Source organism: Xenorhabdus sp. PB61.4, from assembly GCF_963894935.1.
GTDB lineage: Bacteria > Pseudomonadota > Gammaproteobacteria > Enterobacterales > Enterobacteriaceae > Xenorhabdus > Xenorhabdus stockiae.
Genome location: NZ_CAWQJR010000090.1, coordinates 1 through 21,496, shown reverse-complemented (window position 1 = coordinate 21,496; position 21,496 = coordinate 1). Strand labels below are relative to the sequence as shown.

Annotated in this window: 20 protein-coding genes; 13 read left to right on the top strand and 7 right to left on the bottom strand. The window is 42.1% G+C overall.

Annotated features, from left to right (window positions below):
* The first annotated feature begins 203 nt into the window (after positions 1-203).
* Entirely contained in the window at positions 204-1,340 is a 1,137-nt protein-coding gene (rnd, locus tag AACX68_RS05770) for a ribonuclease D (RefSeq protein WP_228858546.1), read from the top strand.
* Between the two features lie 95 nt (positions 1,341-1,435).
* On the opposite strand, the gene minE is transcribed toward rnd, so the two are convergent.
* Genes minE through minC form a run of 3 tightly spaced genes read right to left on the bottom strand, consistent with a single transcriptional unit; the run spans position 1,436 to position 3,228 of the window.
* A complete protein-coding gene (gene minE, locus AACX68_RS05765) occupies positions 1,436-1,705 on the bottom strand; it encodes a cell division topological specificity factor MinE (RefSeq protein WP_099124788.1) in 270 nt (89 codons plus the stop codon).
* Between the two features lie 3 nt (positions 1,706-1,708).
* Positions 1,709-2,521, bottom strand: a complete 813-nt coding sequence (minD, locus tag AACX68_RS05760; RefSeq protein WP_099110143.1) for a septum site-determining protein MinD — start codon at positions 2,519-2,521, stop codon at positions 1,709-1,711.
* Positions 2,522-2,544: 23 nt separating this feature from the next.
* Positions 2,545-3,228 carry a septum site-determining protein MinC gene (gene minC / locus AACX68_RS05755; protein WP_228858545.1) on the bottom strand — a complete coding sequence of 228 codons (684 nt, stop codon included), beginning with the start codon at positions 3,226-3,228 and terminating at the stop codon, positions 2,545-2,547.
* 134 nt (positions 3,229-3,362) lie between these two features.
* Between minC and AACX68_RS05750 the strand changes: the two genes are divergently transcribed.
* From AACX68_RS05750 to AACX68_RS05715, 8 genes are all read left to right on the top strand, one after another.
* Positions 3,363-3,635 (top strand): YcgL domain-containing protein, encoded by a 273-nt coding sequence (locus AACX68_RS05750; protein WP_228858544.1) that lies wholly within the window; start codon positions 3,363-3,365, stop codon positions 3,633-3,635.
* A 61-nt stretch (positions 3,636-3,696) separates the two neighbouring features.
* Positions 3,697-4,782, top strand: coding sequence for a lytic murein transglycosylase (locus AACX68_RS05745; RefSeq protein ID WP_228858543.1), 1,086 nt, complete (start codon positions 3,697-3,699; stop codon positions 4,780-4,782).
* A gap of 49 nt (positions 4,783-4,831) precedes the next feature.
* Positions 4,832-5,488: a fumarylacetoacetate hydrolase family protein gene (locus tag AACX68_RS05740; RefSeq protein WP_228858542.1), complete on the top strand. Its 657-nt coding sequence runs from the start codon at positions 4,832-4,834 to the stop codon at positions 5,486-5,488.
* Between the two features lie 18 nt (positions 5,489-5,506).
* Positions 5,507-5,944 carry a YcgN family cysteine cluster protein gene (locus AACX68_RS05735; protein WP_228858567.1) on the top strand — a complete coding sequence of 146 codons (438 nt, stop codon included), beginning with the start codon at positions 5,507-5,509 and terminating at the stop codon, positions 5,942-5,944.
* 644 nt (positions 5,945-6,588) lie between these two features.
* The gene (locus tag AACX68_RS05730; protein WP_099121762.1) at positions 6,589-6,858 is read left to right on the top strand and encodes a hypothetical protein; all 270 of its coding nucleotides are present in this window, start codon (positions 6,589-6,591) and stop codon (positions 6,856-6,858) included.
* A 589-nt stretch (positions 6,859-7,447) separates the two neighbouring features.
* Complete coding sequence (locus AACX68_RS05725; RefSeq protein ID WP_228858541.1) at positions 7,448-8,479, top strand: oxidoreductase; 1,032 nt, start codon at positions 7,448-7,450, stop codon at positions 8,477-8,479.
* 125 nt (positions 8,480-8,604) lie between these two features.
* On the top strand, positions 8,605-8,904 hold the full coding sequence (gene ghoS / locus AACX68_RS05720) for a type V toxin-antitoxin system endoribonuclease antitoxin GhoS (protein ID WP_228858540.1): 300 nt from the start codon (positions 8,605-8,607) through the stop codon (positions 8,902-8,904).
* Between the two features lie 388 nt (positions 8,905-9,292).
* Positions 9,293-9,583 (top strand): hypothetical protein, encoded by a 291-nt coding sequence (locus tag AACX68_RS05715; RefSeq protein WP_228858539.1) that lies wholly within the window; start codon positions 9,293-9,295, stop codon positions 9,581-9,583.
* A gap of 273 nt (positions 9,584-9,856) precedes the next feature.
* Here AACX68_RS05715 and AACX68_RS05710 read toward each other — a convergent pair whose 3' ends face one another.
* Together AACX68_RS05710 and AACX68_RS05705 are read right to left on the bottom strand one after the other, a co-directional pair.
* Positions 9,857-10,291: an META domain-containing protein gene (locus tag AACX68_RS05710; RefSeq protein WP_228858538.1), complete on the bottom strand. Its 435-nt coding sequence runs from the start codon at positions 10,289-10,291 to the stop codon at positions 9,857-9,859.
* Positions 10,292-10,314: 23 nt separating this feature from the next.
* The gene (locus tag AACX68_RS05705; RefSeq protein ID WP_099110133.1) at positions 10,315-11,310 is read right to left on the bottom strand and encodes a 2-hydroxyacid dehydrogenase; all 996 of its coding nucleotides are present in this window, start codon (positions 11,308-11,310) and stop codon (positions 10,315-10,317) included.
* A 312-nt stretch (positions 11,311-11,622) separates the two neighbouring features.
* Between AACX68_RS05705 and AACX68_RS05700 the strand changes: the two genes are divergently transcribed.
* Positions 11,623-14,262, top strand: coding sequence for a YdbH family protein (locus tag AACX68_RS05700; RefSeq protein WP_228858537.1), 2,640 nt, complete (start codon positions 11,623-11,625; stop codon positions 14,260-14,262).
* 60 nt (positions 14,263-14,322) lie between these two features.
* Here the strand turns inward: AACX68_RS05700 and thrS are convergent, their stop codons facing one another.
* Entirely contained in the window at positions 14,323-15,507 is a 1,185-nt protein-coding gene (thrS, locus tag AACX68_RS05695; protein WP_228858536.1) for a threonine--tRNA ligase, read from the bottom strand.
* 364 nt (positions 15,508-15,871) lie between these two features.
* Between thrS and AACX68_RS05690 the strand changes: the two genes are divergently transcribed.
* Together AACX68_RS05690 and AACX68_RS05685 are read left to right on the top strand one after the other, a co-directional pair.
* On the top strand, positions 15,872-16,081 hold the full coding sequence (locus AACX68_RS05690; RefSeq protein WP_228858535.1) for a YnbE family lipoprotein: 210 nt from the start codon (positions 15,872-15,874) through the stop codon (positions 16,079-16,081).
* An 11-nt stretch (positions 16,082-16,092) separates the two neighbouring features.
* Entirely contained in the window at positions 16,093-16,413 is a 321-nt protein-coding gene (locus tag AACX68_RS05685; protein ID WP_099110124.1) for a YdbL family protein, read from the top strand.
* A gap of 45 nt (positions 16,414-16,458) precedes the next feature.
* Here AACX68_RS05685 and AACX68_RS05680 read toward each other — a convergent pair whose 3' ends face one another.
* On the bottom strand, positions 16,459-17,097 hold the full coding sequence (locus AACX68_RS05680; protein WP_228858534.1) for an FMN-dependent NADH-azoreductase: 639 nt from the start codon (positions 17,095-17,097) through the stop codon (positions 16,459-16,461).
* A gap of 358 nt (positions 17,098-17,455) precedes the next feature.
* Here AACX68_RS05680 and hrpA point away from each other — a divergent pair, with 358 nt between their 5' ends.
* Positions 17,456-21,361, top strand: a complete 3,906-nt coding sequence (gene hrpA, locus AACX68_RS05675; RefSeq protein ID WP_228858533.1) for an ATP-dependent RNA helicase HrpA — start codon at positions 17,456-17,458, stop codon at positions 21,359-21,361.
* Positions 21,362-21,496: the final 135 nt, after the last annotated feature.

Here is a 21,496-nt window from a genome sequence, read left to right as displayed (position 1 = left end):
TCTTTCAAGTTGCCTCTTTGTTAGCTGCGTTCATTCACTCCAGTCGCATAGTTATCTATGTTCTCGTGATGAGCCCTCTTACCGCGCGATGCATCTTGAAATCTATTGTATATAGAGGTTTTTGTTGTTTGTACAAATCTATGTGCACTTTTATTTTTTAGCATTCAATTATTCACAACAAATTGTATTTAAAGGATATTTTATTGTTTAGTTGTAATTATCAGTTGATTACCTCCGATGCTCAGTTACAGTCCATCTGTGATCGGGCCAAACAACATGCAAAAATTGCGCTGGATACAGAATTTGTACGCACAAGGACATATTATCCCCAATTAGGCTTGATTCAACTGTTTGATGGAGAAGAACTTTCTCTGATTGATCCCCTTGAAATTTCTCAATGGCAGCCTTTGCGTGAATTACTGATTGACCCGAATGTCGTAAAATTCATTCATGCTGGCAGTGAAGATTTGGAAGTTTTTTGGAACAGCTTTCAGTGCATGCCGGCTCCGATCATAGATACTCAGGTATTGGCGGCATTTATTGGGCATCCTTTGTCGTGCGGGTTTGCAACACTGGTTTCAGAATATCTGCATGTAGAACTGGATAAAAGTGAATCGCGTACCGATTGGCTGGCTCGTCCTCTCAGTGAAAAGCAGTGTGAATATGCGGCGGCAGATGTTTATTATCTCTTTCCTCTGGCTGATATTCTGATGACAGCCACAGAGCAGGCGGGTTATATAGACGCAGCAAAAGATGAAAGCGAACTGATTGTACAGCGTCGCAAAGAGATCTTAATGCCGGAGTCTGCATACAAAGATATCAGCAATGCCAACCAACTACGCCCGAGGCAATTAGCCTGTTTAAAAAAACTGGCTGCATGGCGTTTAAATCAGGCTCGTGAGCGGGATTTGGCTGTTAATTTTGTTATTCGTGAAGAAAACCTGTGGCAGGTGGCGCGTTATATGCCAGCTTCACTGGGCGAGCTGGATACTTTGGGTTTAAGCGGGCAGGAAATTCGTTGTCATGGGCGTCGGTTACTGGCAATGGTAGCAGAATGCCGGGATCTTTCAGATGACGAATGCCCCGAATTAATTAAAAACTTAGTTGATTACCCTGAGTATCGTAAAGCGTTTAAAGAAATAAAATCACTGATAAATAAGGTCAGTGAACCACACCAGTTTTGCGCCGAATTATTGGCATCCCGCCGTCAGATTAATCAATTACTCAGTGCTCACTGGAAACTGAAATCATCAGAAAATCTACCTGAGTTATTACGGGGCTGGCGGAATAAACTATTGGCTGAACAGATTGCTGAAATATTAGCTGATTACCCAGTTTAGTGATTTATTTGTCTGAACTGAAATCGGGATGTTTATACATCCCGATTACTTTCGGGAAATCACGCGCTTAAATTAAATAGCACTATTTGATAGCGTTATTTTGGCGATTCCTCAATCTCCGGTAATGTTACATTGAGTTCCAGTACGGAGATATCATCATTCTTTTGCTCAAACTGTACAGAAAGCATATCCGGGTCAATTTGTACATATTTACAAATGACAGCCAGAATATCGCGTTTCATTTCGGGCAAATAGGCAGGCTCAGCATCACCACGGCGCCGTTCTGCCACGATGATTTGTAGCCGTTCCTTGGCAATATTGGCTGTCGACTTTTTTCTCGACAGGAAGAAATCTAACAAAGCCATGCGTTACCCTCCAAACAGGCGTTTCAAAAAGCCCTTTTTTTCTTCCTCAATGTAGCGGAAAGGCCGCTCTTCACCGAGTAAACGTAAAACTGTGTCTTCGTATGCCTTACCCGCATCAGACTCTTTATCCAGAATAACAGGCTCTCCCTGATTCGAAGAGCGTAAAACCGATTGATCTTCAGGAATGACACCGATTAAAGGAATACACAAAATTTCCAGAACATCTTCCATGCTTAGCATATCGCCACGGTTCACACGACCGGGGTTATAACGGGTTAACAAAAGATGCTCTTTGATAGGGTCTTCACCCCGTTCAGCCCGACGTGATTTAGACGCGAGAATACCTAAAATTCGATCCGAATCGCGCACAGATGAAACTTCCGGATTTGTTGTAATAATAGCTTCATCGGCAAAGTAGAGAGCCATCAGGGCACCACTTTCAATACCTGCTGGTGAATCACAGATAATAAATTCAAACCCTTGCTGAGTTAATTCATTCAGGATTTTTTCGACACCATCACGAGTGAGGGCATCTTTATCCCGAGTCTGAGAAGCAGGCAGAATATATAAATTCTCTGTGCGCTTATCTTTTATTAGCGCTTGATTTAATGTGGCGTCACCTTGGATCACGTTAACGAAGTCAAAAACCACACGGCGCTCACATCCCATGATGAGATCGAGATTACGCAGCCCGATATCAAAATCAATGACTACGGTTTTTTTCCCTTTTTGTGCGAGGCCGGTAGCAATGGCCGCGCTTGAAGTGGTTTTGCCAACGCCACCTTTACCAGATGTAACAACAATAATGCGTGCCATGAAGCGATTCCTTGTTATAAGGGCTAGATTAAGGTTTCAATAGTTAATTCATTATTTACCAGACGTAATTTCACCGCTTTACCAGCAAAATTATCTGGAATTTCATCACTGAGCCAATATTGGCCGGCAATAGAGGTTAGCTCAGCATTTAAATGGGTGCAGAAAATCTGGCTTTCTTGATCGCCAGATGCGCCTGCTAATACACGCCCACGTAGCACGCCATATATATGAATATTTCCGTCAGCGATTAATTCTGCACCAGCACTGACATTACTGGTAACAATAAGATCACTATTCGGAGCATAAATTCTTTGTCCTGAACGAACAGGCGTATTAATTATACGAGTTTTTTTGAAAATAGGTTCAGTTGGCTTATTTTCTTCAGTACGAATTTTCTGGCTTTTCCCTTCTTTTAATAAAGGGAGTTCCGATTCCAGCACAATTTTCCGCTGTTCTTCATCCTGGCAGCCGCTGATGCCAACAATACGTAGCCCGCTAGATTCAACCACACGATGTAGAGCAAGAAGGTCTGCACCAGCAGGGAGATGGGATATATTGATAACAACTGGAGCATTTTTCAGGAATTCGGGCGCTTGCTCCAATTTTTCCTGTATGGCCTTTTGAATGATATCCGGCTGGTCATCATGCAAATGAACGACCGAAAGCGTAAAATTACTGCCTTTTAGCTCAATTGGCGATTGTGACATCGATATTCAGACTCAGCAAGGTTAAGTTCCATGGAACAACTCCAAGGATACGATATTCTTAAATATAATAAGCATGTTATAGTTACTGAATTATTCAAGCAAGTCGCAGTGTTAATTAAAAAGAGTTTATGACAATGATTTGTGTAATCTATAGAAGTCCAAAGCGTGAACAAACATATCTCTATCTGACAAAAAAAGAAGATTTTTCCTCTGTTCCTGAAGAGTTATTGAAAGCTTTTGGCGAACCACAGTTTTCTATGATGATTTCATTATCAGAAAGAAAAAAATTAGCTAATGCGGATATTGAAAAAGTAAAAGCGGCATTGAATGAGCAGGGTTTTTACTTGCAGGTTCCCCCTCCCGTTGAAAGTTTAATCAATGAGCATCTGGCAGCAGCCAAATCATGAAAAAAATCGTCATCCGAAGAGCCACGGGTAGTGGCTTGATCCTGAATTAAGAGGATGATTTATGAAATTAATCATCAAAGTACCTTTATTATTGAGTGTAATACTGCTGGCCGGGTGTATTTCACCCGATAAAAAAATACAGCAGGATTCAGGGTTGACGGTTTTATCTCAAGTGGATGTTAAGGTACTGGAACAGCAGTTTCCACGCGCTTCACGTGAACCATCACAGTTTCCGGCTTATGTGGCTTTAATCAGACAGCAGGCGCGGAAACAGGAGTTCAGTGAGGAGACCTTAAAACGGGCATTTGCTGATATCCACTTTATCCCACGGGTCATTAAATCGGATCGTAATCAGCCAGAGAAAAAAGCGACTCTGGATGAATATCTGAAACGTGTTTTGCCGGACTGGAAAATAAAACAGGGTGTTGAACATTATCAGGATAATTCCCTGCAATTAGAAAGGGTCAGTCGCAAATATGGTATCCCTGAATCTTATATTGTCGCCTTATGGGGGCTGGAGAGCGGTTTTGGCCGTATTCAGGGTAAGGAAGATGTTATATCTGCATTGTCTACGCTTGCTTTTGAAGGGCGACGGGAAGATTTTTTTATCAAACAGCTTCTGGCCGCTCTTGAGATTATAGAGAAAAAATACATTGGTGCAGACCAGACTCTGAAAGGCTCTTGGGCTGGCGCAATGGGGCAGAGCCAGTTTATGCCGACTTCATATCTGACTTATGCCGCAGATGGTAATGGTGACGGAAAAATAGATATCTGGAACAACAAGGAAGATGTTTTTGCTTCCACCGCTAATTACCTGCATAAAGAAGGATGGCAAAAAGGGCTACCGTGGGGTTTTGCCGTTTCATTGCCGGCTAATTTTGATAAAGCGCTGGAAGGCGTTAAAGCGGAGCAGGGTAAATCGATTTCACAATGGCAGTCATTGGGTGTTTTTTCTCCTGAATTTGCACAATTACCCGCTAAAACCAAGGGTTGGATTATAATCACTGATGGGGATGAACCGCAGGCGTTTTGGGTGACGCAAAATTTCCGTACTATTATGCACTGGAATCGTTCTTACTATTTTGCCCTCAGTGTTGGTATGATGGCTGATGGTATCGAACAGAGAATGCATCATCTCACTCATTAAATATCAGAGCCTGAGTAATCAGGCTGATGACAGTTTAAGGAAGAGTACTATGTACCAGCATAGAGACTGGCAGGGGGCACTGCTGGATTTTCCTGCTAATAAAGTTGTTTGCGTTGGCAGTAACTACGCTAAGCATATTAAAGAGATGGGTTCCAGTATCACTGATGAGCCGGTGATATTTATTAAACCCGAAACTGCGCTTTGTGATTTGCGCCAACCCATATCTATTCCGGAAAAACTGGGGGCAGTGCACCATGAAGTAGAACTGGCGGTTTTAATCGGTTCGACACTCAAAAATGCCAATGAGGAACGGGCCAGTAACGCTATTGCTGGTTTTGCTGTTGCTTTAGATCTGACACTGCGTGATTTACAGCGTGAATTTAAACAATCAGGCCAGCCGTGGGAGAAGAGTAAAGCATTTGATGGTTCATGCCCGATCTCAGGTTTTATTCCGGTTAATGTCTTTGAAGATCCACAGAACGTCCGTCTTTCTCTGACAGTAAATGGCGAATTACGTCAAAACGGCAATACGAGTGACATGCGAACGCCAATCATCCCTTTGATTAGCTACATGTCACAATTTTTTACCCTGCGCCCCGGTGACATTATTCTGACCGGAACACCTGAGGGAGTAGGGGCTTTAAAATCTGGTGATGTTCTGAACGTCTCTCTTAATGAACACGTTTTAACGACCAGAGTGATTTAATGATGAGGAATGGCAGCAATTATGTCTCAACCTTTCTGGCAGATGAAAACCTTGGAGCAAATGACCGATCAGGAGTGGGAAGCTCTGTGTGATGGTTGTGGTCAGTGCTGTCTGCACAAGTTGATGGATGAAGACACTGATGAAATTTATTTCACCAATGTCGCCTGTAATCAACTGAATATCAAAACCTGCCAATGCAGAAATTATGAAGATCGTTTCAGTTATGAACCTGACTGTATAAAACTGACTCGTGAAAACATGGTGACTTTTGAGTGGCTACCCACAACCTGTGCTTATCGTCTGATTGACGAAGGAAAAGGCCTTTTGCCGTGGCATCCGCTAGTCAGTGGTTCAAAATCAGCCATGCACGCAGAACACATTTCTGTCAGGCATATTGCTGTACGTGAGGTTGATGTAGTGGACTGGGAAGACCATATCTTGAATAAGCCTGAGTAGGCATTTACTTATTGATATAAAAGGGAATTTATATCATAGGGTAGATGCTTGGGGTATTCCACGTAGCTCCAGATGATCCCAGAGAATAGCAATCACCGCCTTTTCCGTTTATGGCTGTTTGTCGAGGAACAAAAACGAATGTGCATTCATCAGTACGGACTCGTCCAAGTGTTTTAAATAATGGGAGGAGCGTTTGCCATAATTCTTTAAATTCGGTAGGGGTATTACTACATCCAAAATCTGCCATATTAATTCCGGTTATTTATTTGGTTGACGTATTTTATAAATAGAGTTTTGGGTTTTGATATATCCATCAGTTTTATAAGTTTTGGCGTTCATCACTAATGAAGTGATTATTTCAGTACTGTCAGAAAATTATTGATTGCTGTTATTGAATATCTTTCCGAATGCTACAGCTTTTTCTTCGTTATTTTTACAGAAGTCAGTTAATTCTATTTCGTCAGTATATTCTTGTGATAATTTACTTGAAAAATCAGCGGGTGAGGATTCTTCTTTAAATTCATTTTTTATTTCTGATCTCCTGATTTATTACTTTACTGTATTAGGCGTACAAAATTTGATGATTTAAAAAAATACATTAGGAGTAGTATTTAAAAACCATTTCTAAAAAATAGAGGTGATATATGGTATGGGTAGTTGATGACGAACGTGCCGAATGGGCACAAATACCACGTGCTGCCGAAAATAAATATGATGAATGGGTGAGAATTATAGTAGAAAATAATAGATCTCCAAGTGATGCTGCACGTGATATAGGCGATTCCAATTTTAAAATGTTGAGCGGTGCAACCGAACTATATACCATCAGACTTAGTCAGAGACACAGAGTTTTATTTACAATAGATAGTGTCAATGAAGTAGTTAGGGTTCTCCAGGTGGGTGGGCATACTTAGCAATGTTGGCTACCTAATAAAAATCGACTGTCGGGTCATTTAAATAGGTGACCCGCTATCAGGAATTATTGGTTACTCAGTAAATGCATTGCAACCTCTGAGCAAATGATTCCGGGGTGCAGGAGTATTTTAGGGCGCAGTGTGGGTGAATTGGAAAGAGTAAAAGGGAGGTTGGAACACTTCCACCTCCCTCAGTTTTATGATGAACAAGCTCCTCCCGGATACAGTGTGCATGCAAGTTGACAGTCTCTATATTCTGGGCTATTAGGTGCGTACAAATCTGAACAAATATTGGCATAAGTTTGCATTGAAGCTAAAAGAGTCGTGCCAGCCACTAGGCAAAGAAGAACATATTTTCTCAAAGGTATCCTCCACATCGGTTACATCATTACTATCGAAAAAACTGGTAAATTTAATAAACCCATCACACTGCAACAACAAGCGAATAATTCTTAACAATTAGTTACTCATTGAAACTAAAGTCAATATTTCTTTTCCTATGCTCTGTTTTCTGGCCATATACTACTTTGGTAAGTAATACAGCACAGTTTAATAGCCAATCTTCCGCTAATAAGGAGTGAATGCGAGTATGAAAGATTCCATAACCTCATTGTTCAAACCATTTGACCTCGGTACCGTGAAATTACGAAACCGTTTTGTTATGGCTTCAATAGAGCAGGAACGCTCATCCGGAGAAGTGTCAGGGAAAGGGATGGCAGAGCACTCTTGCCAGTGTGTAGCTAACGAAGGCGCTGGTCTGGTTATCACGAAGGCAGCCTATATCAATCATCCCTCCGCAGGAGAAAAAACGGATTTATCCCGCTTGGGATCCGGCTCAGAAGCATACTTTTCTGAAATGGTTAAGGCTGTACATGCTAATGGCGGAGTGATTTTTGCGCAATTATTTCATCAGGGTGCTGATGATTCAGGGCGGCTTGACCCGTCACTGGCCTGGAGCCCGTCGGGATTTTCTGCCGCACATGGCTCATATGGCAAAGCCATGACGCTGGACGACATTGATGAGATTATTGCTTCTTTTGCGGAAACGGCCAGTTTTGCCCAGTCAGTAGGATTTGACGGTGTAGAAATTCATGGCGCACACGGCTATTTAATCGATCAGTTCCTTTGGGCAAATACGAACCGCCGCGAAGATGTATGGGGCGGGTCTATCCGCAATCGTGCGCAATTTGCGGCGCAGATAATCGCCGCGGTGCGCAGAGTTACCGGCCGCTCGTTCCCGATCTCTTTCTTGTTTTCGCAATGGAAAATGGGTGCCAATAATGCGGCTATTGCAACCAGTCCGCAGGACTTAGAAATCTTGCTTGATCCGATTGTTCAGGCTGGTGTAACCATATTGCATGCTTCGGATGGCTATTTCGACCAACCTGCTTTTCGGAATTCAGATCGTAGTTTAGCTGTATGGGCCAAAGAATTGACAGAACTTCCTACCATTGCAGGTGGTCCGATCGATTTGTCATTATCAGGGGGGCCATCTTACAGTACTGACTTAGAGGTGCTGATACGGCAGTTAGATAACCAGCAAATTGACTTAGTGGCTGTCGGGCGGCAACTGTTCTCTGAACCAAACTGGGTTTCAGAACTACAGAGGATGTCGCAATAACCGCCATAAATATCTCCGGTGCTTAAATTGCCATTAATGCCAAATTTCTTCTCGTTTTTCTCACTTTTATCAGAGAAGAAAAACTGATAGTTTGATTATTTGGCAGTCAAGACAAGGAAAGAGAAATGGCAAGTTATTTAATTCGAGTGGAACTGTATGGTACGGGGTCTGCGGGATATGAAAAGCTACATAAAAGAATGGTAGGCAATCAGTTCAGTCGCTCTATACGTTTCCCCGATGGAAAGTGGCATCGCCTTCCAAGTGGAACGTATATTGGTAATTCTTCATTAGGCTCTCTTCAGCTGACAGAAAAAATCAAATCTATTGCTAAGTCTTATTCAAGCAAAGACCCTTCCATATTTGTCTGTACTTACAGTAACTGGAGCGCTGCGCTGTATATTGATAAGGAACATCCAGAAAACTGATTAATCCAGTAAATAAAAAATGACAGTCTGAAAAATAAACTGATGTGGGTGAATTTTCTTATATTTCAAATTAATAAACCAGTAACAAAGAATAAAATAGCTTCCGATTCATTGAACAAATATATAAGGATACATTGGTAAAGTCATACCATGAGACCTGACAGCCTTGACTGTGTTGCTGCAAATGTTTGTTTGATAGTGAGGGAGTCGAAAAATGGACAGTAACTGGATGTGTTATATGAAATTTTTAGGTTTCTGGGTTACAGTAACGTTAATGATTGGGATTATGTTGTCATAATAAATGATTATGATATAAGTTTTATAACCTCGCTTTGGCGAGGTTTTTTTACATTCGTACGATAACCTTATTTATTGCAGGAGCTTTATTTTGGGAAAGAATTTGGCTGACTCTGACCTCAATAATATGTCGAAAGAGCAATTAATTGAAGAAATCAAGAAGCTCAGGAAAGGGATAAGAGAGCACAGAGATTCATCCGGCCATGATCTTTGCTGGTATCATCCCGATTTATGGGGATTGTTGCCAGAATATAAACACACAGAAATTGAAGTACCGGACTGGCCGCAGTTTATGCGTGGTTGTACTCGATATCGCCAGTCGTTAGATGAAAAGTGCCCATCTGCCGTCAGAATTAAAGCAGAATTTGACGATGACAAATAAGACAGACACTCTTATGAGGTAATCAGTTAATAGAAAATAGATTACCCGACGTATGCGGGTAATCCTGACTTTTTTAACTGTAACTCTTCGTCTTTCAAGTTGCCTCTTTGTTGGCTGCACGAATTACCGTTTTATAAACATGCGGTTATCTATGCTTCCGGGAATGAATAAGAGGCCAGTCTTTGGCTGGAAAAACACGTTCCTTTTTTCTTCGACGTATCTTGAAATCTATAATATCTATGACAAAGAATAAAATAACTTTAGCTTATTACATTATTGAGCAGGTTTTCTCAAAGTATAAACCAGCTTGTTTCTGTTATTTTTCAGTGTTAATTGCCTGTCTTGTAAACTCACTGCTGCGCCGTGGGTCAGGATATCAATAATAACCCGATCCCATTTGTTGAGCTTTTCATTAACACAGAATATGTCGGATTTAGTCAATTTACTGACGATTAAAACATTATCCTTTAATTCACCTACCCCCATAAAGTTGTTACACATTGTTCCGGAAACAAACATGTTCTTACCAAATGTGATGGACAGCTTTGTATCTTCTTTATTGGATACATTCTCACCATTAACGCTGACTAACGCAAATTTATGGTGCTGCAAATCTTTGGCAGTTACATTTCCTGTGGCACTTACCCCTGTGGATTGACATGCTGTAAGTAACAAGGTGGCGACCGCTAACGGAATCGCTCTGTTCATTTTATCTCCTGATGTTTATTACTTCATCCAACGAGATTCGGGCAGGGTTCACCAGAAGTTAATTGTTGGATACTTTGTAACGTTGTTTCACTGATACTGGTTAATGCTTCTTCTGTCAAAAATGCCTGATGGCCTGTGAATAAGACATTATGGCAGGAGGATAAACGGCGAAAGATATCATCTTGAATAACGTCATTTGATTTATCTTCAAAAAATAAATCGCGTTCGTTCTCATATACATCCATACCTAATGCGCCAATTTTCTGTTGTTTCAATGCGTTGATTGCAGCAACAGAATCAATTAATGCACCCCGGCTGGTATTGATGATCATTACACCATCTTTCATTTTACTGAACGCAATTTCATCCAGTAAGTGATGGTTTTCCGGAGTCATTGGGCAATGTAGTGAGATCACATCAGATTCAGCATACAGAGTATCCAAATCCACATATTTCACACCAAGTTCTAATGCTTCTTTATTTGGGTAAGGATCATGTGCTAATAAGTGCATACCGAAACCCTTCAGTATTTTTAAGGTAGCAAGGCCAATTTTCCCGGTACCGATAATACCTGCGGTACGGTTATACATGTTGAACCCAGTCAGGCCTTCAAGGGAGAAGTTGGCATCGCGGGTACGCTGATAAGCACGATGGATACGTCTGTTCAGGCATAGCATTAACCCGACTGTATGTTCAGCAACGGATTCCGGTGAATAGGCCGGTACGCGAACAACCTGAATGCCGAGTTCTTTAGCTGCATCTAAATCAACATTATTAAAACCGGCACAACGTAATGCCAGAATTTTGATGTTCATTTCTGCCAGTTCTTGCAGGACTTCACGTCCGCCATCATCATTGACGAAAATACAGACAGCATCAGCCCCAACAGCATTTTTAGCGGTTTGTGGGCTAAGGGGAAAATCAAAGAACTCGATATGATAATCAAGGCCAAGTTTTTGGTTGAGTAATTCAAAATGTTTACGATCGTATTGCTTTGTACTGTAAACAGCAACTTTCATAACTTTATCTCCGGTACTTTATTAACTGTGTGGTGCTTAATTTCATTCGAGCTACTTATTGAACTTTCCGGTTCATAGAGTATACCTGTTGTATTTCAAGCCTCTTTTTTGATGACTAAGCAAATTTGTTCTCTTGCCACTACTATCTGGCTTGAAATACATTAGGGCATATAGTTTTTGGGTTATGTTTTCTGCCTTGCCCCGATGATGCAACCCGAAATTCATCGGTATAATAAACCGACTCATAGTTTTCCATGAGATTATCATAACAGGAAGTTATATTCAGACTGAAAAAGAAGAGTTCGACAATAAATGATCAGGATATTAAAAGCGTTTGCAGTCATGGTAATACTACTGGTGTTATTAGTGTTGACAGGATGGTTCACTCTTTCTCACTGGTTACCATGGGTTGCCAGCCATTGGTTACCACAGGGAATGTCTCTTTCTTTGACTCAGCCCAAATGGACAAACAACAGATTACAGCTTGATAGCCTAACCGTGCAGGTACAAAAATGTGAACTCATAAAGTTATCTGGTTTATCTGCCGGATATTTGTCAAAGCAACGGGCAGAAGGCAAGTATTGGGATATTCATATTGCTAATGTTTATAGTCAGAGTGAGTGCTTGCCACAATTACCGATAACGCAAAAGCAGTCAGCTCCCGTATCCGTTGATGAGATCTTATCTTCTATTCCTGCAATTAAATTAGTTATTGACCACGTTGCTCTTTCTCCGTGGCAGGAATTTGCCGGAAAGCTTCAGTTTGATTCATCTTCTCATCAGCAAACATTCTCTTATCAGGGGAGTCAGTTAAAATTATCGGCTGATATTACAGATAAAAAATACCTGAACGTTCACCAATTTTTTGCAAAATTACCCCACCAGATTATTAGCCTGAATGGTGGTTTTTCATTGCCATTGGATATCAACAAGTTGCCGGAACAGGGCAGAATAACGGGGCAGTTGTCTGTCAGGCAGTTTCCTGAGCCTTTGGTGATGTTACTGGAATGGCAAGGGCAGAATGGAAAATTCATTATCACTCAGGAACCTAGCCGATTAGACAAAAACGACAAGAGTAAGCCGCAGGTATGGGCTGAATTACCGTGGTCGTTCAATCAGTCTCAATTTGTTATCCAGCACGGTAAATGGCAATGGTTAGGAGTAGGGCAGCCATTATCCGGGGGAGTGGATTTTACTCTCGAAGACTGGAAGAAAGGCTTTAATGGTAGTCAGATCAGTGGAAAAGTGAATCTGATCACACAGGGTGAATTTGGTAAGGGCAATGTGGTTCTTTCCATGCAACCGACAAGGGTAAGCCTAACAAATACATATATTCCTCTCCAACTGACAGGGCAAATGAATAGTGAGCAAATGATCATGACAATGTCATTGCCGACAGTCATAACAGGCTCATTAGTTGATCCGAAGATAACATTCAAGCCCGGTTCTCTGTTCCGTGTCTGGGGAAAAATCAGCGAAAATTTTACTATCAAAGAAGCCAGATTACCTTTGGCAGGAACCTACCTGACCCGCAATGGTTTTACGGGCCGTTTACAGGCAATAGTAACTGCAAAAGAGAGCTATTGGGGAACTTTCAGACTCCATTTTGATGGAATGGCCGAAAATTTTATTCCCGACCATGGAAACTGGAACTGGCGTTATTGGGGAAACGGTGATTTACCACCGTTGCAGGCTAAATGGGATATATCAGGTAAAGGAGGCTGGAATCAGTCACAGATAGCGATAAATGCACTCAATACAGGGTTTGATACTATCAATTATGGCCTTGTAAAAATGAAGGCCCCTCGTTTGCAGCTGATAAAACCGCTGATATGGGATCGCTCCACAACCCAGCCAGAATTAGCGGGAGAACTGCAACTTTCTGCTTTGAGAACTGATTTTCGTTCCGGTGGCTTTTTACCGCCAGTTGATTTCAGGGCAACAGTAACTGGTCAATCACCTGATAATTTTATGTTAAATGGTAAATTGCAGGCTAAGGGAATAGGGCCGATTCCAATTTATGGTCGTTGGGATGGAGTCAGAGTAAGAGGAGAGGCACGTTGGCCAAGGCAGTCATTGCTGGCATTCCAGACGCTCATTCCCGCGGATCTGGGGATTACCGTGCGTAGCGGGAATATCTATGCGCAGGCAGCATTTTCTGCCGCAAAAGGGCAAGGTTTACGTGCTGGTGGGCACTGGATAGTCAAAAATGCCGGCATCTGGCTGAAAGATGGAAGTATTGACGGACTGGATTTTGTATTACCGTGGCGTTTACAGGAACAAACCTGGCAATTAGGGGTTACATCGCCGGTTCAGTTACGGGTTAAAACAATCAATAGCCTATTCGAGATGAATAATGTTTCTGCCGATTTGCAAGGTTTTTATCCCCCGACTGAGATTCAGCCATTAACTTTATCCAATGTGAATATTGATATGCTGGATGGTGGTCTCAAATTAGATAAATTACAGCTTCCACAAAAACAGCCTGCGGTACTGAGTTTTAATCAGCTGAATGTAAGTAAGTTATTTCATGTATTGAAAGTGAAGCAACTTGCTATGTCAGGAAGAATCAGTGGTGAATTGCCGTTGTTATTAAATGATAAACAGTGGCTTATTAGGCAGGGTTGGATCGCTAACGATGGCGGCCTGACATTAAGGCTTGATAAAGATACGGTTGATTCAATAGGGAAAAATGATTTAACGGCTGGTGTAGCAATGGATTGGCTACGTTATTTGGAAATCAGCCACTCTAAAGCAAATGTAACACTGGATAATCTGGGTATTTTGGTCATGCACTCAGAGATAAACGGTGTTAATCCAGTCGTGGATAAAAAGCGGGAAGTCAGGCTGAGCTACCGGCATGAAGAAAATGTCTTTCAGCTATGGCGCAGCCTGCGATTTGGCAGCAGTTTGGAAGAATGGTTAGAGAAAAATATTGCGTTACCGGAATGAACATTCACAGATTAAAAAACGGTCATTGAGAATTCAATGACCGGACACAATTAAGAACCATCATATCTTTCTATTAGCCATTAACTGCTCAACGAGCTGCTCTTTCCCTACGATAGAGATAACCTTCCCCCGACGCAGAGCAACCTGATCTGTTTTCATTTCCTGTTCTCCGATAATCAGAATATTGGGGATCTTCAACTGATGGAATCGCCTGACTTTATGAGCAACAGAACTATTACTATGATCAGCTAATACAGGTAAATCCGCAGAGTTGAGTGAACAAACCAGTGCGTTGGCATAATCGATAGCTGCTTCACTCACTGTTGCGATTGCAACCGGTAATGGATGTACCCATTCTGGCAGGGCGCCCTGAGTGCTTTCCAGTAACACGCCGATCCAGCGCTCTATTGAGCCATATATGACCTGATGTAAAATTACCGTGTGTTCTTTCTCGCCGGACGAATTTGTATAAGCAATATCAAAGCGTTCCGGGAGGTTAAAATCCAGCTGTATTGTTCCGCACTGCCACTCACGCTCCATATTATCCTTAAGAGCCAGCTCGATTTTGGGGCCATAAAATGCGCCTTCACCGATTTGTATTTCGAAATCAACAGATTGCTCCTGGCATACATCAATTAATATTTGTTCAGCTTTTTGCCATAAAATTTTATCGCCGAGAGCAGATTCTGGCCGAGTAGAAATTCTGACCAAAAGTTGATGATAACCATACTGGCTGTACACAAGCTTAGCTCTATTCAGAAAATTAATTACCTCTACCTGAATTTGTGACCACGCACAAAAGACATGGGCATCGTCCTGAGTAAATTGGCGCAATCTCAGGCAGCCATTCAAAGCGCCAGAGGGTTCATTACGATGGACTAAACCAAATTCGAACAGTTTTATGGGGAGTTCTTTGTAACTATGTACACCACGTTTAAACAGTAAAATATGCGCCGGGCAGGACATTGGTTTTAAAGCATAATCCGACATGCATTCCTGATCACCGCCGAAAAACATATCTTCTTCGTACATAGCAAGATGGCCGGAAGTCTGCCATAACTCTTTTTTCAAAAACTGAGGTGTGCGGACTTCCTGGAAGCCATGCTGTTGGTAAATCTTCCGCATATGCTGTTGAATATTTTGAAATAGCCGCCAGCCGTTCGGGTGCCAGAAAATCATTCCCGGCCCTTGGGGTTCTGAATGAAATAAATCAAGTTGTTGTGCAATCTCACGATGAGTTTTCATAGCTTCTCCTGTTATGAAACTCTGAGCGAAACGCATAAGGCAGGTATGAAAAAACCCTCTGGCGAGTCGCTCAGAGGGTTTTTTAAAATTCTGTCGAGACTACCCCCCGAACAACCTGGTGGTTTCGGTGGTGGTAGTTTGTTGAGCTGGCATGGCCAGAATGAAGATTGATTTAATTTTCATAATGTTTAAGTTTTTAGCAATCTGTATAGAAAAAAGCAAGTGGAAATTATAGGTAAAAAGTTCTATATCCAATGGGTTTCGAATTACCTAAGAGATTACTGTGTTTTAATACTTTGCTCTGTACCGTAGAATTATCGCTGAACTGGAATAGTTTGGTGTTTTTAACCGGGAGTAATAATAAATGATAACAAAGCGTGGGTTCAGATTAACGATGGTCATTAGTGGCATGATGTTAATCGGTATAGGTTTGGCTGGGTGTGTCCGGCTGGAAGTTGCAACACCAGATAAGCCCATCAATATTAATATGAATGTGAAAATTGAACATGAAATTCATATTAAAGTTGATCGACAGATTGAAGATATGCTCAAAAATAACTCTGGCTTATTCTAAGGAGTGAGAATATGAAAAAAACAGGAGTGATACTTTGGCTAAGCTTGCTGTTTAGCTCTTTTGCAATGAGTATGACGCTGGATGAAGCAAAACAACAAGGTCTGGTAGGTGAAACATTCAGCGGATATCTGGCTCCTGTCAGGAATACTAAGGATGCACTTTCCGTGGTTAAGCAAATCAATAGTGAACGGGAAAAAAAGTATGCGGAGATTGCGGCGCAAAATAATATAACTACTGATCAAGTGGCGAGAATAGCGGGGGAAAAGCTGGTTAGTCGTGCAGGAGCAGGGGAATATGTGCGCGGTATTAATGGCAACTGGTTGAAGAAATAAAGCGTGCCATTTTTAGGCTGGCACGCACCGTTAGTAACAACAGAATCAGGCTGCAATTTCTTCAGATTGTTCCTGCTTTATTTTTTCTATAATTTCAACAATTGCATTGTGAGAATTTTGGTGTGCCTGATGTGCCAGTTCTTCGCCTAATGCAATACCTTCTGCAAAGACGAATTTAACATCAGTAATACCAATAAACTCCAAGAAAATCTGTAGGTATGGAGTTATCAAATCTTTTGGTGTTTGCTGATAGATGCCTCCACGGCTGCTCAGCACAATAACACGTTTGCCTTTTAACAAACCTTCTGGGCCTGATTCAGTATAGCGGAAGGTAATGCCAGCACGAGCAATAAAATCAAAGTAGTTTTTTAATTGTGCAGGAATAGAGAAATTGTACATTGGCGCAGTGATTACAATAACATCATGTGCCTTTAATTCGGCGATCAATTCATCGGATAGTGCCATCGCCGTTTTTTGACGCTCTGTCAGTTCTGCACCACTTGGACGCATAGCACCTAATAGTTCCCCATCCAGTACCGGAACTGGTTCCTCAGCTAAATTACGGATGGTGATGTGACTATCTGCATGGCTGGCGGACCATTGCTCAATAAAATTATCTGCCATTTTATTGCTTTGTGAATTTTGCGCCAAAATGCTGGATTTCAGAACCAGTAATTTACTCATTTTTCATTCCTTAATTCGTTACTGTAACTCATACACTGTCAATGGTTTCTATAGGTCAGGCATTTTAATGGGATTGTCATTCAGTAAATAGCGCAATATTTCGAGGTTAGTATTCAAAATTATTGAACATCAGATTGAGTCATCGGTTTTTAACCTGAAAGATGAGGGAAATAAATGCGTTTATATGCAGTACATTGAAATACTCAAGATATGTTACACTTCTGATAGCCTAGTACTAAAACCCTATCTTATAACTCAATTTACTAGAACACCTTGATAGTAAAATAAATTTTGACAATAAAGTGCTTTTCAGAAAAACAGCACTACTCAATTAAGAACGTCACAAGGATTTATCACAGTGGAATTACCTTTAACAGCGACGATTGCTGAATTATACGCTGAACTTGAGCACACGCCGTTGCGTGACCAGTTCCGTTTAAGAAAACGTTTGCAGGGAGCTGCAAAAATAAAAAATCAGGCTTCCTTACAGGCTGTAGCACAATCTATTGCTGCGGATATTACTACAGCAAAACAAAAAGTTATTAATCGTCAAACGACATGTCCTACGATTAAATACCCTGAAAACCTGCCCGTTAGCCAGAAAAAAGATGATATCTATAAAGCTATCAGGGATAACCAGGTTGTTATTATTGCTGGTGAAACAGGCTCTGGTAAAACAACCCAGATCCCTAAAATATGTCTTGAACTTGGCAGGGGTGTTAAAGGGCTTATCGGACATACCCAACCCCGTCGTTTAGCGGCTCGTTCAGTAGCCAGCCGTATTGCCGATGAACTGGAAACATCGCTGGGTTCAGCGGTCGGTTATAAGGTTCGTTTTAATGATCAGGTGAGTGAAAATACACTGGTCAAATTAATGACTGACGGTATTTTGCTGGCGGAATTGCAGCAGGATAGATTGTTATTACAATACGATACACTGATTATCGATGAAGCCCATGAACGTAGCCTGAACATCGATTTTATTATGGGATATCTGCGTCAGTTATTGCCGAAACGTCCCGATCTGAAAGTGATTATTACCTCAGCAACCATTGATCCTGAGCGGTTTTCCCGTCATTTTAGTAATGCGCCTATTATTGAAGTCTCAGGCCGTACTTACCCGGTGGAAGTTCGTTATCGGCCAATAGCAGGGGACGATAATGACAGCGATAGGGATCAGCTAGAAGCCATCATTGATGCGGTAGAAGAATTAGGCCGCGAAAGTGCCGGTGATATTCTGGTATTTATGAGTGGAGAGCGTGAAATCCGTGATACCGCTGATGCACTTAGTAAACAGAATTTTAAGCATACCGAAATTTTGCCTCTGTTTGCGCGTCTCTCCAATAACGAACAAAACAGGATCTTCCAGTCTCATGTCGGGCGTCGAATTATTTTAGCCACTAACGTGGCCGAAACCTCCTTGACTGTACCGGGCATTAAATATGTTATCGATACTGGCTATGCGCGTATCAGCCGGTATAGCTATCGGACCAAAGTTCAGCGTTTGCCGATAGAGCCAATTTCTCAGGCATCAGCTAATCAACGAAAAGGTCGTTGTGGCCGTGTTTCTGACGGGATTTGTATTCGACTCTATTCCGAAGATGATTATTTATCCCGTCCCGAATTTACTGATCCTGAAATTCTGCGTACCAATCTGGCATCCGTTATTTTGCAGATGACTTCGATTGGATTGGGGGATATCAGTGCGTTCCCGTTTGTCGAAGCGCCGGATAAACGTAATATTCAGGATGGTGTCCGACTATTGGAAGAGCTGGGGGCTATCGATACAGAATCTTCAATTGATGGCACTTACCGGCTGACGCAAATGGGGCGGCAGTTGGCACAGTTACCGATCGATCCCCGTTTGGCCCGTATGGTGCTGGAAGCCCGAACACAGGGTTGTGTGCGTGAAGTCATGGTGATTACTGCGGCATTATCCATTCAGGATCCGCGGGAAAGGCCGCTGGAAAAACAGCAAGCTTCGGATGAAAAACATCGCCGTTTTGCTGATAAGGATTCGGATTTTATCGCTTTCCTGAAATTGTGGGATTTTCTGACAGAACAGCAAAAAGAACTATCCAGTTCTCAGTTCCGCAAACTTTGTCGTCAGGATTATCTGAATTACCTGCGGGTCAGAGAATGGCAGGATGTATACACGCAATTGCGGCAGGTAGTCAAAGAAATTGGTATTCCGGTTAACAGCCAGGAAGCGGATTACCGCAGTATTCATATTGCGTTACTGACCGGGCTTTTATCCCATATCGGTCAGAAAGATGTCGAGAAACAGGAATATACAGGTGCCCGTAACGCCCGTTTTTCCATCTTTCCGGGATCGGGATTATTTAAAAAACCACCTAAATGGGGAATGGTGGCAGAGCTGGTGGAAACTAGCCGCCTCTGGGGACGCATTGCCGCCCGCATTGAACCAGAATGGATAGAGCCTCTGGCATCGCATCTGATCAAGCGTCATTACAGTGAACCTCACTGGCAAAAATCTCAGGGTGCGGTAATGGCATCAGAGAAAGTCACCTTATATGGATTGCCGATAGTGATGGGGCGTTTGGTCAATTACAGTCAGATTGATCCGATGTTGTGCCGCGAATTATTTATCCGCCATGCGCTGGTGGAAGGGGACTGGCAAACCCGCCATTCATTCTTCCGTGCTAATCTCAAATTACGTGAAGAAGTCGAAGAGCTGGAACACAAATCCCGTCGTCGGGATATTCTGGTGGATGATGAGACATTATTCAGCTTCTATGATCAGCGGATTGGCAAGGATGTAGTTTCATCCCGCCATTTTGACCGCTGGTGGAAAACAGTAAGCAAAGATCAGCCGGAATTGCTCAATTTTGAAAAGAGCATGTTGATTAAAGGGGATGCTAATAAAGTCAGTGCGCTGGATTACCCCAATTACTGGTATCAGGATAATTTAAAATTTCGTTTAACTTACCAGTTTGAACCGGGAACAGATGCTGATGGTGTCACGGTGCATATCCCATTGCCAGTATTAAATCAGGTTAGAGATGAGGGATTTGACTGGCAAATTCCGGGAATTCGTCATGAATTGGTCGTGGCATTAATTAAATCGTTACCGAAGCCTATCCGCCGTAATTTCGTACCGGCACCTAACTACGCACAGGCATTTCTGGAGCGGGTAGCTCAGCCACAGGCAACATTGCTGGAAAGTCTTGAAAAAGAATTTCGTCGCATGACAGGAGTGACGTTGTCACGTGATGACTGGCAATTGGAGCAGGTTTCGGATCATTTGAAAATGACTTTCCGTGTTATTGGAGAGAAAAACAAAACGCTGGCGGAAGGGAAAGATCTTTCAGCACTGAAGCTGAAACTGAAAGATAAAGTACAGGAAACACTTTCAGCCGTAGCGGATGATGGTATTGAACAAAGCGGGCTGCATATCTGGAGTTTTGGCGAATTACCTGAACGCTATGAGCAGAAACGAGGTGGCTATTCGGTTAAAGCATTCCCGGCGCTGGTGGATGAAAAAGACAGTATCGGTATTAAATTGTTTGAAACTGAATCCGAACAGCTTAATGCAATGTGGGAAGGAACGCGTCGGTTACTGTTGCTGAATATTCCGTCACCGATTAAATACCTGCATGAAAAACTGCCGAATAAATCCAAGTTGGGGCTATATTTCAACCCCTATGGAAAAGTTCTGGATTTGATTGATGATTGTATTTCCTGCGGTGTGGACAAATTAATTGCAGAAAATGGCGGCCCGGCATGGAATGAACAGGCATTTTCAGATTTGCAGGATAAAGTCCGGGCTGATTTGAATGATGCAGTGGTCGAAATTGCCAAACAGGTTGAGCAGATCCTGACAACGGTATTCGCCATTAATAAGCGCCTGAAAGGGCGGGTAGATATCTCTCTGGCATTGGCACTATCTGATATCAAAGCGCAAATTTCCGGTCTGGTCTTTAGAGGTTTCGTCACCGCCCACGGTTGGAAACGTCTGGCAGATGTATTGCGTTACCTAAATGGTATTGAACGCCGGTTGGAAAAACTGGCAATTGATATAAACAGAGATAGGACGCATATGAGCCGGATTGAATATATTCAGCAACAATGGCAGCAATGGTTGACGAAACTTTCTGTTCAGCAAAAACAGTTGCCGGAAGTAAAAGAAATCCGCTGGATGATTGAAGAACTGCGTATTAGCCTGTTTGCCCAACAGCTAGGTACAGCCTATCCGATATCTGATAAGCGTATTTTGCAGGCGATGGAGAATATCGCAGCGTAATAATTCGGGGGTTTTAGTGTATAATTATTAATACACTATAGGCCCCCATATTTTTGTATCCTATACGTGTATTTAAAATACATATCAATTCTATTGTCCAGTATCAATCCTTTTAAATATAATTTATACTAATCT

What these genes read in the sequence shown, in the direction of transcription:
- minE (WP_099124788.1), bottom strand. Translation starts at nt 1,705, where the DNA reads ATGGCTTTGTTAGATTTCTTCCTGTCGAGAAAAAAGTCGACAGCCAAT.
- minD (WP_099110143.1), bottom strand. Translation starts at nt 2,521, where the DNA reads ATGGCACGCATTATTGTTGTTACATCTGGTAAAGGTGGCGTTGGCAAA.
- minC (WP_228858545.1), bottom strand. Translation starts at nt 3,228, where the DNA reads ATGTCACAATCGCCAATTGAGCTAAAAGGCAGTAATTTTACGCTTTCG.
- AACX68_RS05750 (WP_228858544.1), top strand. Translation starts at nt 3,363, where the DNA reads ATGATTTGTGTAATCTATAGAAGTCCAAAGCGTGAACAAACATATCTC.
- AACX68_RS05745 (WP_228858543.1), top strand. Translation starts at nt 3,697, where the DNA reads ATGAAATTAATCATCAAAGTACCTTTATTATTGAGTGTAATACTGCTG.
- AACX68_RS05740 (WP_228858542.1), top strand. Translation starts at nt 4,832, where the DNA reads ATGTACCAGCATAGAGACTGGCAGGGGGCACTGCTGGATTTTCCTGCT.
- AACX68_RS05730 (WP_099121762.1), top strand. Translation starts at nt 6,589, where the DNA reads ATGGTATGGGTAGTTGATGACGAACGTGCCGAATGGGCACAAATACCA.
- AACX68_RS05725 (WP_228858541.1), top strand. Translation starts at nt 7,448, where the DNA reads ATGAAAGATTCCATAACCTCATTGTTCAAACCATTTGACCTCGGTACC.
- ghoS (WP_228858540.1), top strand. Translation starts at nt 8,605, where the DNA reads ATGGCAAGTTATTTAATTCGAGTGGAACTGTATGGTACGGGGTCTGCG.
- AACX68_RS05710 (WP_228858538.1), bottom strand. Translation starts at nt 10,291, where the DNA reads ATGAACAGAGCGATTCCGTTAGCGGTCGCCACCTTGTTACTTACAGCA.
- AACX68_RS05705 (WP_099110133.1), bottom strand. Translation starts at nt 11,310, where the DNA reads ATGAAAGTTGCTGTTTACAGTACAAAGCAATACGATCGTAAACATTTT.
- AACX68_RS05700 (WP_228858537.1), top strand. Translation starts at nt 11,623, where the DNA reads ATGATCAGGATATTAAAAGCGTTTGCAGTCATGGTAATACTACTGGTG.
- thrS (WP_228858536.1), bottom strand. Translation starts at nt 15,507, where the DNA reads ATGAAAACTCATCGTGAGATTGCACAACAACTTGATTTATTTCATTCA.
- AACX68_RS05690 (WP_228858535.1), top strand. Translation starts at nt 15,872, where the DNA reads ATGATAACAAAGCGTGGGTTCAGATTAACGATGGTCATTAGTGGCATG.
- AACX68_RS05685 (WP_099110124.1), top strand. Translation starts at nt 16,093, where the DNA reads ATGAAAAAAACAGGAGTGATACTTTGGCTAAGCTTGCTGTTTAGCTCT.
- AACX68_RS05680 (WP_228858534.1), bottom strand. Translation starts at nt 17,097, where the DNA reads ATGAGTAAATTACTGGTTCTGAAATCCAGCATTTTGGCGCAAAATTCA.